The organism is Afipia birgiae 34632 (genome assembly GCF_000308295.2).
In the GTDB taxonomy this organism is placed as follows: domain Bacteria; phylum Pseudomonadota; class Alphaproteobacteria; order Rhizobiales; family Xanthobacteraceae; genus Afipia; species Afipia birgiae.
The window spans coordinates 24,987-37,092 of the sequence record NZ_HG326656.1 but is presented as its reverse complement, the minus strand read 5'-3'; the positions used below and the strand labels follow the sequence as shown (position 1 = coordinate 37,092).

Genomic DNA, 12,106 nt, shown 5'->3' with positions numbered 1-12,106 from the left:
TAGGCACCGTCGGCCCCCACCCACGCGCCAGTGAGATAGGTTTCGCCAACTGATTCATAGTCGCGCTTTGCGCTCTCCCAATCATCGTCCTCAATGGCGAGGCGGCAGGCCTCAGTGAGGCTCGCAGCCTCATAGGTGCGATGTCGGTAGACCGGCAGGCGATAGGTCGACTCAATCGTAAACAGGGGCATGGTTCGTCCTTCCCATTGGTGTTTTCAAACACCGCCGGGTGGCCGCCTCTCCGGTGCGGAGGGTCAAGGGCCGCATAGCGGGCGAAGCGCACCCTTGAGGCTCCGGCCGGGTATGCGGCAGCGGACCTTCCCCTTGTCCTTCTTTCTGCCCGTTTCTGTTCGAAGGGCGCGATCAGAAAGTTGATTACGCGTGGGCGACAAGCCGCTGGTCAGAGAAGCGCGCCAGTAACGCCTTCAGGTCCTCGTTCCAATCGTCGCCGCGCGGCCGCGACCGGACGTAGCCGGCCCCAGCTTCGGCGGCGATCGCCTGGATGCGCTCGGCATAGACTTCACCTTGTCGATTGTTGTCGGTCGCGGCGACGAGACGGGTGTGGCCCGGCGCCGCGATGCGGCGAAGCGCCTCGTCGGTCACGGGCGACCAGCCGCCGCCGGTGCTGACATAGAGCGTGTCCGACCGCTGGACCTCGATCGTGGCAAGGCTCATGGCGTCGATCGCCGCCTCGGTCACGCAAATCCGTTCTGCGCTCGCCGGTCCGAAGCGGAAGAGCTCCTTGGCGCCGTCGGTCGCAAAACCGCGCCAGGTCGGCCCGCGTTCCTCCCAGCCGGTGAGTGCTCCGGACGCCGATCGATGCGCCGCCCACATGCTGCCGTGCGGTCCTTCCCGCAGGCAATCCAGGGCGATGGCGCGCCGGAGGACGTCGTCAGGGAGCGCCCGCTCGGCGGTGAGATAGCGCCAGGTCGTCGAACCGGGCCGCGGCCTGGGCCGTCGCTGCCAGCGCTCGGAGATCGAGATGGCCAGTGCCGGCCGCCGCAGGCGTATCCAAGCAGGCTGGCTCGGAACGAAGCCGATGAGACCAGCAAGCTGTTCGCAGGCGGCGACGAAGCCGTCGGCGCCGAGATGCTCGGCAAGATCGAAGATGTCGCCCTTCTTGGGCGAGAGCGGATCGAACCAGCCGCGCCCGTCGTGGATCACGATGATAATTTCGCCGTCGCCGCGCCTGAACTTCACCGCACGGCGCGTGCTCTCCTTCAGATCAACCTTCCAGCCTGCGGCTTCAAGGACGATCGCGCAGGTCACCTTCTCGCGCAGATTCTCGATTTCGTTCTTCTCCATCCATTCATCCGAGGCGCGCCAACGGCGCGTGCTCGCCCTTTCTTCGGTTGACTTTCCTCGTCCCGCACCTTGCGGAACACAACCGGCAAGCCGCGAAGCCTGCCGGATGCAAGGGCGCGCTGGCAAGAGATCCAAGACATTGGACGATCGGCGCGGCGAAGCCTCCCTTGCGTCCGGCGAGGCGCCAGCGGCACCGCTGGCCACCCCTTCGCGCCGGCCGCTGCAGGCGCGCGTCAGGGATGGCTGCCCGGCAGGGGGAAGACCTCTCCCGGGGGGCTTCAGCTCAGCCACGAGCCCGGCCCCGTCAGGGGAGACGCTCCACATCCCTCACACAAAATGGCCTCTAGGGGGTTGGCAAGCCAAGATTTATCGAAAGCATCTGGATGCCGAGCGAATGAGCGGTTATGAGTCGTGCGGGGCAGTACGCGCTGCCCTGGGGCTTGGAAAACCCCTGTTAGCGGTTGGCGCCGGCCGATACGGCGCCGCACTCCTTGACCTTATGGTCGGGGAGCCTGTGGCGTATGCAACAGGTTCTCCGAACTAAAGGCCACAGGGCCGTCTAACAGCGGTTTTCCAACTCCCCGATCACCAAGAGTCAGAGAGAGTTCGTTTGCGGGGGCGTACCGCGGAGAATTTCTGCGGGGAGATTTAGGTGCCCAAAGGCAAGGATCGGGGGCTACCATCTCTTGAGACACAAGCCGTCGCCGCGCACCGTGCCTATTTGGACGCATTAGTGGCCTGGGACGCCGCGCTGCACATGGCAACGTGTCCGATCTGCCGCCCGGAAGGGTGGTCCGAGGACGAGGGTTCGCGTCGCTGCGACACGGCCGAAATCGAGAAAGAACGCTGTCGACGGCTCTTCCGGGATCTTTGCGATGATCTCGGATATGTCCCAAGCGGTCATGGTCTTGCTTTACCTGACGAGAAACGGTCGTGCCGTCAGGCGGATAAACCTCATCAATCAACAGACATCGCTCTGGATCATCCAAGCAAAAAACGACGCGAACTATTGCGAGAGGCCCGAAGACTGATCAAGCCAGCAAAAGCTGAGTGGCTTGTTTTGTCTCATCCGGCTGTTGTGCCATCGGTAATCAAGCCACGGCACGCAGCGATTAGCACAGCGACGCGCCGCACGCTGAAAGTGCCATCGATTTCGTGGCAATAGTCGTTTGTGACCATACCCTGACGGCCGCGAGCGTGACTAACTCGGTTACAACTTAAGCCGAGGAGTCAGTCATGCTTGCAGTTATTTCGGGTGCGGATATGGATCGACATTCCGCCCTCATGAATCAGGTTTTTAGCCTTCGACATAAGATTTTTGTTGAAGAAAAGGGTTGGGAGCAACTGAGACAGCCCGATGCTCTCGAGCGCGATCGGTTCGATGACGCGCACGCGGTCCACCATATCTGCATGCGTGACGACGCGATCGTCGGTTACCAGCGTCTGCTGCCGACAACCCGCCCTCATCTTCTGACAGACGTGCTCGGCGACCTATGCCGACGCCCACCGCCGCGGGGTCCGCGTGTTTTCGAGTGGACGCGGTTCTGCGTTGCACAGGGTCACCGAGAAATGCGGCCTCGCGGCGACAGCCCTTTCCTTGAGCTTGCCCAGGGCGTCGTCGAATGGGGCATCGCAAACCGCGTCGACACCGTCACCGTTGCGATCGATTGGCGGCTGATGGTCATTGCCATGCAGTTGCGCTTTTTCGTTCGGCCTTTGGGATTTCCGGTCCGGATCGGCCGTGATGAGGTGGTCGCGCTCCGAATGTCCTTCAACCGCGAAACGCTGTCGACGATCCACGCAGCGCGCGGATGCACGCGCTCCGTCCTGGACAATGCGTCATGGCCGTCGGCCGCCTAGACCGAGCCTGCAATAGCTGAGGGACCAACAGTGATCCGAACTGCCGATACCAAGATTGTCGCGTCCGAGCTACATGCCCGATACGAACCCATTCGCGCGGTGGCGTTGATCGGGCGCACCCTGCAAAAGGCCTTGTTCGCCGGCCGCTCAGACGAAGTCGTTTTCTGGGCGCTCGTCCATGCCCATTATCGGGGCGGTGATCTTTGCGCCGCTGTCGAAGAGCAGCTAAACGCATTTTCGCGTTTCATCCTGCGCGACCCCACCGAGCTGAATTAGCCGTCATCTCAGATTTCCGTCGGCCCGACGATAATCGAAGCGGTCGAAGCCGATGGCGGGTTCGACGCGATCCCGGTGGAAGTCGGGAAATCTCCAGGACCGGTCGGCATTTGGACGCACACGTTCGACTGCTGGCCGGTGAAGCAGGAGACGTCGTAGCCGGCGCCCCGCAGCAGGTAGGTGCAGACGCTGACGCCGTTGCCATCCTTGACGTTGCGCGCGTTGCAATCGCCGCTTGCGACGTAGTTGGCGAGCTTGCCCTTTCCACCGCACCCGAACTGGCATGCCATCAGGATCGCGGATTGGTCGATCGTCGCGCACTTGCCGCCCGAACACACCTGCTGACCGACGATCGAAGTCAGGCCGTTGCTCTGCGCCTTCGACCACTCGTTTTGCTCGTACTGTGTCCACGCCGCGGTTTGCGCGGAGGGGTTGTTGAGAAAACTCTGGGCGCTACCGCTGTAATATTGTTCGAACGTCCCCGGGCAGAACTGGAAGGCGCCGAGGCATCCGAACTGGTTGGTCGTGCCGAAATTGCCTTCGCTTGCCGAGACCTTGGAGGCGAAGTCGGCACAGTTTGATGGAATACCGGCTGAGGTAAGATTCGCAGCCGATTCGCCGGCGAAGGCGACCGCGGCCGACAGGCAGAGAAACAATCCTGCGTCGACGAGCGACCGGCGCAATGGGCGAGACAACATCATTGTTTGCCTCCGTCGACCCCAAACTTAAAATCGCCGTTGACGAGCGTTTTGCCGTTGTCGCTGAGCGCGAAGGGACGGCGGGCAAACTCCTCGGTCTTTTTGTTGGAAGACAGGTCGGAAAACCGCGGGTCGTCGGGCGGCACGATCTGATGCATCATGTCGTCCACGACAACACGCCGTTCACCACTTGCGGCGATCCGCACGAGCCGCGTCGGGCAGGTACCCGACGAGCAGTCGTCATTCCAGATCTGCGAGATCAGCCACTCGCCGTCAGGCGTGCGCAGCTGATACTCGTGGATCGTCACTGTCCCCTTCGGATTGGGCGCGAGTGTATCGCCGGTCCAGATCTTGTCGGGATCGCTCGTTACGTTGCGATAGCTCGTCTTGTAGGAAAACGCGTTGTCGGCAGCGAGGCTCGGAGAAGCAAAAAACGCCAGCGCGGGGGTTGCGAGAATTATCAGGGCGGGCAGTCGCATGTTTGTCTCCTTGCGTTGGCGCCGATCGGTGCGCCGGGTCACCGGCTTATTGCATGCTGCAACCCCGCTATTGTCGGGGAAGTGGAACGTCGAATGAGCAGCCATCGACGGCCTCGTGGTTGACAAGCAGTCCCGTCTTGAGCGTCCGACGCGCGACGTCGTAGGACGCATAGGCTCCCGACGCGGCTGCTGTTGTCGGCGAGGGCTGGTCGAGCTCGAGAAAGCACGCCTTGCCACCGTCCATCGTGCGGACCTGCAGGCCCTCGTAGATGGCAATGCGCACCGGGCAGAGCTTCACGGCGGCCCCTGCCTCGGGGAAGGCGGCCCTCGGCTCGCACTGGCTGGCGGTATCGAGGATGCTGAACACGACCGACCGGCGGCTGCTCCAGATCACGAAATGCGCCTCGTTGGCCGGGGCATTCCCTTGCGAGAAGCGGCGGTCTCCGCGCTGCTCGTAATGGCGGTTGTTTTCGTCAATCGCATCCTTCCAGATATCAACATAGGTCGCCGTTGCGGGCGACGGGGTCTGAAGGTTCGCGTATGACATCGAACGCCAGGCACCGGGATCGGCGGTCGGGGTCTGGGCTTTTGCGCTCGATCCTTCCATAAGAACGAAACCTCCAACAAATGTCGCGGCAGCAATACAACATCTAATATATTGTATCAATGGCGAGCGCAGCCGGCGCATAAGTGGTCCCCTATTCGTAACGAGGCCTGCCCGGAAGCCACCGCCAGAAATCCTTAGGCGAGCGTTCGCGATTGCGCCACGCGACGCTCGACCTCGGCGGATAGACGGGCTGCATCGACCAGATGCGATTGTCGTAGTAGAAATTTGCCGTCTCGCGCATGACCCGGCGGCCGTCGGGATCAAGAAAGTCGGTCGCGCAATGCACCACCGGACCGCGATAGCGTGTGATGCGCGCGGTCAGTGCGTCGAGGGCGCCGGGTTTACATCCGAAGAGCCACACCGAGGCGGGATAGGCGGCGCCGGCAGGAGCGGAGGCAAGGAGCCGCAGATAGGCCGCGTTCGCCTCGGGCTGCGTCGGATATGCGGATCGCTCTGTCAGGATTGGGGCGAAGGTCGACCGGTCGGGCGCGTATTCGAGGCGGCCGGGGAAGACGCGCTCGGGCGTGTAGAGGGCGTCCGGTCCGGAGGGCGGGATGAGGGTCGCCTGGTCGCGTGCGGCGCAGCCGGCAAGCGCGACGAGCAACGGTAGGAAGGCAATCAGCTTTCGCGTGGTCATGGGGTCGCCTCGGCGCGCGCTGCCACATCCGCAGTCGCCTTATGGGCGGCTCGCCAGTCCCATGGCATCTGGAAGGTGCTCGACCAAAGGCCGCGATAGGCTTTTCGAGCCGCTGTTTCGGCGGCGGCATAATCTCGGATCACCGGCTCACCGTCCGCCGCGGGCGCCACAACGGCAACCCCGTCGCGCAACATGTCGGCCGCAAGATCGCGATGGCCGGCCGTGGCGCAGCGGGCGAGGCGCTCGCCTGGCTCGTCGCTGATGACCGTACAGGCGACCCAGCTGTTGAGGGTCGCCGTTACAAGCCAGGCTCTGACCATCGTGCCGCACGGCCAGGGCTGACGCCCGAGCGACGCTGTCTGTTCGGACGCGCACGCGTCGATCCCATAGAGGCGGAAAACCATTTTCGTTTCAATGTCGCGAAAGCGGGTGCCGTCGATGACTTCGACCCGCAGCGGCGGTAATTGCGCGGCAAGCTTCGGCTGATAGAGGCTTGCCGGATCAGCGCCGTTCTGCGCTCGGCACGGCAAGGCCGTGAGCGCCACAAGGCCAACGAGCGCCAACGATCCGGCCTCACGCAGCCGCATCGTCGCGCGTTCCGAGATCAAGCTTGTGGAAGACGCTCGCGATGATGTCCGTCGTGTAGACGGTCTCGCCGTCCTTGCCCTTGTAGGATCCATCCGCGATACGGCATTCGGCATAAACAGCGTCGCCCTTTGCCACGTTGGAGAGGGCCCACTCTGCGGACTTTTCGTTGAGGATCGTGACCATCACCCAATCGGTTTCCTCGCGACGCTCGCCCTTGCCGTCGGTCCACGCCCGATCGGTCGCGACGCTGATCTTCGCCGCTTTGTTGAACACTTTCGGCGCTTGGCCGACACGGCCGCGCAGGATGAACAAATTGGTGGTTCGCAAGGCTATTCTCCCTGGTGCGTTGATCGAGCTTATGGGGGCGGCGGCGATGCGCTCGCCGACGGCGAAGCCTGGCGGAGCGCGCGCAGAATGATGGCGTTCGGATCGGGAAGGTCGCGAAAGGCCCATAAGCCGGTATGGCTGTTCTGGGCGACACGTTGCGCCTCGAGATAGGGCGCATGCACTGCGGATCCGTCGGGCTTGAGCGCGGCAAAGGCGAAACCGGTTGCGATCAGCGCCGTGCCGAGATCGATCCGCGAGCCTTTTCCGGCTCCCTCGGTTCGCACGGCAACGCAGAAGACGAAGGCGGTCTTCGTCTGCGGTGCCTCGGCCGCCTCGTAACATTGCGGTTTGAGATCGCGGATCAGCGCGACAAGCATGGCGAGTGAGGCCTCGCCGCAATCACGCTTGATTCCATGGGCGTTGGTGAAGCTCGTGCCGCGAAGGCACGATTGGACACCATAGAGCCGATATGTCGTCCCGGCGTTTGACCAGCTGTCGCCAGTGTCGAACGCCGCGTCCGGTGGGACGGGAAACCAGCCTGGTGAAGCCACCTGCGCTGTGGCCGGCTCTCCCGCAAGGAGAGAGCAAAGCGCAAGAACGGCAAGTCGCGGGCTCGCCATGTCAATAACCCTTCAGCGAGAAGTAAAACCGCTGCGTGCCGTTCGCCGTCGAGATGTCGACGAAATAGGGATCGCTGCGTACTGCGCGCGAGGTGGTCGAATATTCGGTGCTGCAGTCGCCGTGGCCGCCGAAACAGACCCGCCGTGGTTTCGAGAAGTCGACGCAGAGATTGCCGTTCGCCGCCGGCGTCAATTCGCCGTTTCCGTCCGAACCGCCCTGGGCGGCCGTCATTCCAGCGGGGCAGGGCTGATACGGCTCATAGCCAAGACCGCTTGCATTGCCCTCGGGGCAGGTCGGCCAGCCGCCACCGTGCGCGAGCCGGCGAAAGAGGTCCTGCATCACCGGCACGCAATAAGGGATGCCTGACCAGCTTGGCGCGGTGGCGGCCGCGCACAGCAGCACTTTGCAGCCGAACGAGGCGTCCTGCGCCTGCGCCGCTCGCATGGGGACGAGCCCCAGCAGCGCCATCCCTATCATGACCAGATGTGGTGCCCGCTTCATCCTTCGCTCCCGAGGGCTCAGGTTGTGATCGATGTTTCTTCCTGTTGCCAACGTACCAACATTCAATATATTGTCTATTGGAAAATGGAGGCGGCTGGCATGGCGATTCGCGGCGTGGCGATCGGATTGTGTGTCATGGTGACGTATTCCGGGGCGTGCGCGCAGGATATCGCCGGGCCCCGCCAGCTTGCCGTTGTCGACGATTCAGGGCGCATCGTTCCGATGCCGACTGAGGATGCCGTGCCGCAGCGGATTGGCCGGATCACCCCAACGTCACCATGTGCCGACGCCAAACCGCTCAGTCCGGATGAGGCGCGCGCCCTTATCACCCGCGTCGCGACCGAGGAGAACTTCTTCCCCGATCTAGTGATGTCGGTCGCCAAGAGCGAAAGCCAATTCAACTCGACAGCTCTCTCCGACAAGGGCGCCTACGGCCTGATGCAGCTCGAGCCCGAGACGGCGCAGCGCTTCAAGGTCGATATCTGCGATCCCGCCGGCAATGTCCTCGGGGGCGTGCGCTTTCTCAGGGCGCTCCACGAGAAGTATCGGAATCCGTTTTTCATCCTCGCCGCCTACAATGCGGGCGAAGACGCGGTGGAAAAGAACCGTGGCGTTCCGCCCTTCCCGGAGACGGTCCGCTTCGTCGCACAGGTCATCAACGACTTTTACACGTGGCCAGCGCCCGGCGGTCAGGCCAAGCGTGACAGGCGGGCGCTCATTGCCGATGCGCCGGACCTGATCGAGCCGGGCACGCCGAAGTCAGCCCGATCACCCGTTGCCGCAGCGCCGACCGCAAAGGCGGGCTGGGACAACGGTTTCGTCATGCACATCGACTGAACGGAGGAACGGATGAAGTCATCGTTTGCACGCATCACACTGGCAGGATCGTTGCTCCTGGTCACGGCGGCCGACGCGTTCGCCCAATCGACGGGCGGCACGCTCCAGCCGGTTCAATCAACGCTTCAGCAACTCGTATCGACCCTGACGGGCCCGATCGCGACAGCGCTCGCCACGCTTGCCGTCATCGCCTGCGGCCTCTTCGCCTGGAGCGGGCGGTTGACGTGGGGCATCGCCGGCAGCGTCATCTTCGGCATCGTCCTGGTGTTTGGCTCGGCGCAGATCGTGCAATTCTTCCAGTCGGCGGTCGGCCAATGACGGAGGGCGAGCTCGAAGATCCACTCATCACACCTTTGGTGAAAGCCCTGACGCGTGCGCCGACGCTGATGGGCGTCCCATACATGTATTTCATGTTCAACGGCGTCGTTTCGAGCATTTGCTTCCTGGTCTCGCATAATCTTTTCATGCTGCTGGTCGCGATCCCGCTGCACCTTTTCGGCTACGTCATGACGCTCCGTGACGATCGCATCTTCGAGATCCTCTTCGTCAAGTCGACCAAATGCCCGCCACGCTCGCGGACCTTCTGGGCCGCCGATAGCTATTCGGTCTGAGGTGCGACGATGGTGGCCCGGGCACTGCTTGATGAACTGACCTTTGGCGCCGTCTCGCGAAGGGAACGGCCCGTCGCATCGCATGTGCCCTACACGCGGCATGTCGACGATCACATCCTGCGGACGAAAGACGGCCTCGTCCTGACGATCTTCAAGCTCGACGGCTATTCGTTCGAAACCTCCGACATCAGTGAAGTCAACGCGCGCCTGCTCGGCCGTAACGACGTGGTGCGAACGCTTGCGAACTCCCGCTTTGCGCTCGTCTCGCATATCATCCGCCGCGAGGTTCAGCCGCGAATCGAGTCGACCTTCGACAATCCGTTCTGCGCCGAGCTCGACGAGCGCTATAACAGCGCGCTCTCCAAGCGCCGCATGTTCGTCAACGATCTCTATCTGACGATCGTGCGCAGACCGCTGCAAGGGCGGGCCGGGACCTTCGATCTCATGCTGACCAGGCTCCTCGGCCGAAAGGACGAGGCAGGCGAGTCGGTTGCGCGGCAGACCGCCCTCAATGAGCTGCGCGACGTCGCGACCGCCGTGCGCGAAAGCCTCGCTGGCTACGGCGCGCGCCAGCTGCGCGTGGTCAATCGGGACGGCGTCTGGTTTTCCGAGCCCCTCGAGTTCCTCGTCCAGCTCCTCAATGGTGGCCTCTCGCGGCCGATGCATCTGCCCCGAATGGACCTTGCCGATGCGCTTTCGATGAAACGCATCTTCTTTGGTCGCAATGCGATCGAGATCAAGGGCGCGGGGCCTGCGGACAGCCGGTTCGGCGCGATGGTGTCGATCCGCGAATATCCGGCACAAACCGGACCGGGATCGTTCGACAATCTCCTGCGCGTGCCGCACGAATTCATCACCACCCAGAGCTTTGCGATCGTCGACCGGCCGGAAGCGGCAAAGCAGATCGACCGCGTCTCGCGCCAGGTCGACATGTCGGACGAAGCGGGATCGATCGTCGCCGACCATCTCGATGAAGCGCGCGACGAGTTGCTTGCATCCGAGGCGATTTACGGCGAGCACCACATGACCGTCATGTGTCTCGGCCGCGACCTCGCTGAGGTCGGTGCTGCCGTCACCGCCGCCGGCGCGGCGCTGACCGACCGCTCGGTCATCTGGGTTCGCGAGGACCTGAATTGCGAACCGGCCTTCTGGTCGCAGCTTCCGGGCAACTTTGCCTACATCGCGCGCAAGGGGGTGATCTCGTCGAAGAATTTTTCCGGCTTCGCGTCCTTGCACAACTATCCGAGCGGTCGCCCGAGCGATAATCATTGGGGGCCGGCGATTTCGGTGTTCGAAACGACATCGAAAACCGCGTATTACTATAACCACCATGTCCGAGACATCGGCAACTTCACGGTCGTCGGTCCGACTGGATCGGGCAAGACCGTCTTCCTGTCGTTCATCGCGGCGCAGACGCAGCGGATCGTGCCGCGCCCCAAACTGGTGTTCGTCGACAAGGATCGCGGGGCCGAGATTTTCATCCGCGCGCTCGGCGGCCAGTACGAGACGCTCGTGCCCGGCGAACCCACCGGCTTCAACCCATTGTCGCTTCCCGACACGGCTTCCAACCGGGAATTTCTCTACCAGCTCTTCGCCTTCATGCTTCGGCCGACCAATGGCGGCGACCTGTCGGCCTCCGAGGAGCAGGTCATCCGCAACGCGATCGCAGCGGCGCTCTCCGCCGGTCCCGACGGCCGGACGCTGAAGGCGTTTTCGACACTCCTGCGTGGTCGCATTCGCGCAGGGGAAGGAGACCTTCTTGCGCGGCTCGAAACCTGGATGAGGCTCGATCAGCGCGGCTGGTTGTTCAACAACGACGAGGATCAGTTCTCGATTTCCAGCGTGTTCGGCTTTGACATGACTCGCGTGCTCGACGATCCGGTCATCCGCACCGCGGCGCTGATGTATATCTTCCACCGGACGGATGAATTGCTGACCGGCGATCCGGTGATGATCTTCCTCGACGAGGGTTGGCGGCTTCTCGATGACGACGTGTTCGCCTTTTTCATCCGCGACAAGCTCAAAACCATCCGCAAGCAGAATGGCATCATCGGCTTCGGCACGCAGTCGGCCGCCGACATCGTTCGCTCCAAGGCCTCGAATACGCTGATCGAGCAGACCAGCACCAACATCTTCTTCCCCAATCCGAAGGCCGACGACGAAAGCTACAAACAGGCCTTCCGGCTGTCGGGCCGCGAGGTCGCGTGGATCCGCTCGACCGCGGCCGAAAGCCGTTCCTTCCTAATCAAGCACGGACGCGACAGCGTCGTGGCGCGGTTGAATCTCGCGGGCATGCCCGATCTCATCAAGGTGCTGTCGGGACGGACTGAGACGGTTGCGGAACTCGATGCGATCCGGGCGAAGGTCGGCGACGACCCGTCGGTCTGGCTGCCGATTTTTCTGGGGAGGAGCGAGCCATGAAGCTCACGACAATTCTTGCGGTCGTGCTCGTCGTCGGCGCCGGCACGCCTGCGTTCGCCAACATCCCGGTCAACGACGCGGCGCAGCTGACGCAGAAGTCCGACACCGCAAGCACGACGATCAAGCTGGTGCCGGTGACGACTCAGCGCAAGGAGGCCAATAGCGGCGTCAAATGCGCGGTAACGACGGGCAAGAAGGCCAGCGTTACCAATCCGACGGTTCAGCCGCAAGCCGGCGCGGGCGCGCAAACGATCCACTCGCATGGTCCCGACATGCCGCTGACGAAGGACGCGACCGCCCAAGGCGCTGCGCTCAACAGCCAAACCCTGTTCCAATCG

At 63.0% G+C, this 12,106-nt stretch carries 17 protein-coding genes and 1 pseudogene; 8 read left to right on the top strand and 10 right to left on the bottom strand.

What is annotated here, in order from left to right:
* Positions 1-375: 375 nt before the first annotated feature.
* Positions 376-1,305, bottom strand: a complete 930-nt coding sequence (locus BN32_RS25070) for a DUF3991 and toprim domain-containing protein (RefSeq protein ID WP_019200153.1) — start codon at positions 1,303-1,305, stop codon at positions 376-378.
* A 454-nt stretch (positions 1,306-1,759) separates the two neighbouring features.
* Positions 1,760-1,828 carry a hypothetical protein gene (locus tag BN32_RS28300; protein ID WP_430641986.1) on the bottom strand — a complete coding sequence of 23 codons (69 nt, stop codon included), beginning with the start codon at positions 1,826-1,828 and terminating at the stop codon, positions 1,760-1,762.
* Positions 1,829-1,957: 129 nt separating this feature from the next.
* Between BN32_RS28300 and BN32_RS27350 the strand changes: the two genes are divergently transcribed.
* The 3 genes from BN32_RS27350 (at position 1,958) to BN32_RS25060 (ending at position 3,441) form a co-directional block, all read left to right on the top strand.
* Complete coding sequence (locus tag BN32_RS27350) at positions 1,958-2,470, top strand: transcriptional repressor TraM (protein WP_179944849.1); 513 nt, start codon at positions 1,958-1,960, stop codon at positions 2,468-2,470.
* Between the two features lie 71 nt (positions 2,471-2,541).
* The gene (locus tag BN32_RS25065; protein ID WP_040427730.1) at positions 2,542-3,165 is read left to right on the top strand and encodes an acyl-homoserine-lactone synthase; all 624 of its coding nucleotides are present in this window, start codon (positions 2,542-2,544) and stop codon (positions 3,163-3,165) included.
* A 30-nt stretch (positions 3,166-3,195) separates the two neighbouring features.
* Complete coding sequence (locus BN32_RS25060; RefSeq protein ID WP_019200156.1) at positions 3,196-3,441, top strand: hypothetical protein; 246 nt, start codon at positions 3,196-3,198, stop codon at positions 3,439-3,441.
* Positions 3,442-3,449: 8 nt separating this feature from the next.
* Here the strand turns inward: BN32_RS25060 and BN32_RS25055 are convergent, their stop codons facing one another.
* From BN32_RS25055 to BN32_RS25020, 8 genes are all read right to left on the bottom strand, one after another.
* Positions 3,450-4,142, bottom strand: a complete 693-nt coding sequence (locus tag BN32_RS25055) for a hypothetical protein (protein WP_019200157.1) — start codon at positions 4,140-4,142, stop codon at positions 3,450-3,452.
* Entirely contained in the window at positions 4,139-4,618 is a 480-nt protein-coding gene (locus BN32_RS25050) for a hypothetical protein (protein ID WP_040427778.1), read from the bottom strand. Before BN32_RS25050 ends, BN32_RS25055 begins: the two co-directional genes overlap by 4 nt.
* A 67-nt stretch (positions 4,619-4,685) precedes the next feature.
* Positions 4,686-5,306, bottom strand: coding sequence for a hypothetical protein (locus tag BN32_RS25045; RefSeq protein WP_244438281.1), 621 nt, complete (start codon positions 5,304-5,306; stop codon positions 4,686-4,688).
* Positions 5,307-5,316: 10 nt separating this feature from the next.
* Positions 5,317-5,862, bottom strand: a complete 546-nt coding sequence (locus tag BN32_RS25040; RefSeq protein WP_019200160.1) for a hypothetical protein — start codon at positions 5,860-5,862, stop codon at positions 5,317-5,319.
* Positions 5,859-6,449, bottom strand: coding sequence for a thermonuclease family protein (locus BN32_RS25035; protein ID WP_051488597.1), 591 nt, complete (start codon positions 6,447-6,449; stop codon positions 5,859-5,861). Before BN32_RS25035 ends, BN32_RS25040 begins: the two co-directional genes overlap by 4 nt.
* Positions 6,436-6,777, bottom strand: a complete 342-nt coding sequence (locus BN32_RS25030) for a single-stranded DNA-binding protein (RefSeq protein ID WP_019200162.1) — start codon at positions 6,775-6,777, stop codon at positions 6,436-6,438. Before BN32_RS25030 ends, BN32_RS25035 begins: the two co-directional genes overlap by 14 nt.
* A gap of 29 nt (positions 6,778-6,806) precedes the next feature.
* The gene (locus BN32_RS25025; protein ID WP_040427728.1) at positions 6,807-7,397 is read right to left on the bottom strand and encodes a thermonuclease family protein; all 591 of its coding nucleotides are present in this window, start codon (positions 7,395-7,397) and stop codon (positions 6,807-6,809) included.
* A 1-nt stretch (position 7,398) separates the two neighbouring features.
* Positions 7,399-7,899 (bottom strand): hypothetical protein, encoded by a 501-nt coding sequence (locus BN32_RS25020; protein WP_040427726.1) that lies wholly within the window; start codon positions 7,897-7,899, stop codon positions 7,399-7,401.
* Positions 7,900-7,998: 99 nt separating this feature from the next.
* Between BN32_RS25020 and BN32_RS25015 the strand changes: the two genes are divergently transcribed.
* From BN32_RS25015 to BN32_RS27985, 5 genes and pseudogenes are all read left to right on the top strand, one after another.
* Positions 7,999-8,736 (top strand): lytic transglycosylase domain-containing protein, encoded by a 738-nt coding sequence (locus BN32_RS25015; RefSeq protein WP_040427775.1) that lies wholly within the window; start codon positions 7,999-8,001, stop codon positions 8,734-8,736.
* Between the two features lie 12 nt (positions 8,737-8,748).
* Positions 8,749-9,054, top strand: coding sequence for a TrbC/VirB2 family type IV secretion system protein (locus tag BN32_RS25010; protein ID WP_019200166.1), 306 nt, complete (start codon positions 8,749-8,751; stop codon positions 9,052-9,054).
* A complete protein-coding gene (locus BN32_RS25005; RefSeq protein ID WP_019200167.1) occupies positions 9,051-9,347 on the top strand; it encodes a VirB3 family type IV secretion system protein in 297 nt (98 codons plus the stop codon). Before BN32_RS25010 ends, BN32_RS25005 begins: the two co-directional genes overlap by 4 nt.
* A 9-nt stretch (positions 9,348-9,356) precedes the next feature.
* Positions 9,357-11,768: a VirB4 family type IV secretion/conjugal transfer ATPase gene (locus BN32_RS25000; protein ID WP_019200168.1), complete on the top strand. Its 2,412-nt coding sequence runs from the start codon at positions 9,357-9,359 to the stop codon at positions 11,766-11,768.
* Positions 11,765-12,106: pseudogene (locus BN32_RS27985) on the top strand (hypothetical protein); the annotation flags it as partial. The gene BN32_RS25000 and the pseudogene BN32_RS27985, both read left to right, overlap by 4 nt.

What these genes read in the sequence shown, in the direction of transcription:
- BN32_RS25010 (WP_019200166.1), top strand. Translation starts at nt 8,749, where the DNA reads ATGAAGTCATCGTTTGCACGCATCACACTGGCAGGATCGTTGCTCCTG.
- BN32_RS25050 (WP_040427778.1), bottom strand. Translation starts at nt 4,618, where the DNA reads ATGCGACTGCCCGCCCTGATAATTCTCGCAACCCCCGCGCTGGCGTTT.
- BN32_RS25040 (WP_019200160.1), bottom strand. Translation starts at nt 5,862, where the DNA reads ATGACCACGCGAAAGCTGATTGCCTTCCTACCGTTGCTCGTCGCGCTT.
- BN32_RS25025 (WP_040427728.1), bottom strand. Translation starts at nt 7,397, where the DNA reads ATGGCGAGCCCGCGACTTGCCGTTCTTGCGCTTTGCTCTCTCCTTGCG.
- BN32_RS25045 (WP_244438281.1), bottom strand. Translation starts at nt 5,306, where the DNA reads ATGCGCCGGCTGCGCTCGCCATTGATACAATATATTAGATGTTGTATT.
- BN32_RS25070 (WP_019200153.1), bottom strand. Translation starts at nt 1,305, where the DNA reads ATGGAGAAGAACGAAATCGAGAATCTGCGCGAGAAGGTGACCTGCGCG.
- BN32_RS25005 (WP_019200167.1), top strand. Translation starts at nt 9,051, where the DNA reads ATGACGGAGGGCGAGCTCGAAGATCCACTCATCACACCTTTGGTGAAA.
- BN32_RS25015 (WP_040427775.1), top strand. Translation starts at nt 7,999, where the DNA reads ATGGCGATTCGCGGCGTGGCGATCGGATTGTGTGTCATGGTGACGTAT.
- BN32_RS25055 (WP_019200157.1), bottom strand. Translation starts at nt 4,142, where the DNA reads ATGATGTTGTCTCGCCCATTGCGCCGGTCGCTCGTCGACGCAGGATTG.
- BN32_RS25020 (WP_040427726.1), bottom strand. Translation starts at nt 7,899, where the DNA reads ATGAAGCGGGCACCACATCTGGTCATGATAGGGATGGCGCTGCTGGGG.
- BN32_RS25000 (WP_019200168.1), top strand. Translation starts at nt 9,357, where the DNA reads ATGGTGGCCCGGGCACTGCTTGATGAACTGACCTTTGGCGCCGTCTCG.
- BN32_RS25065 (WP_040427730.1), top strand. Translation starts at nt 2,542, where the DNA reads ATGCTTGCAGTTATTTCGGGTGCGGATATGGATCGACATTCCGCCCTC.
- BN32_RS25035 (WP_051488597.1), bottom strand. Translation starts at nt 6,449, where the DNA reads ATGCGGCTGCGTGAGGCCGGATCGTTGGCGCTCGTTGGCCTTGTGGCG.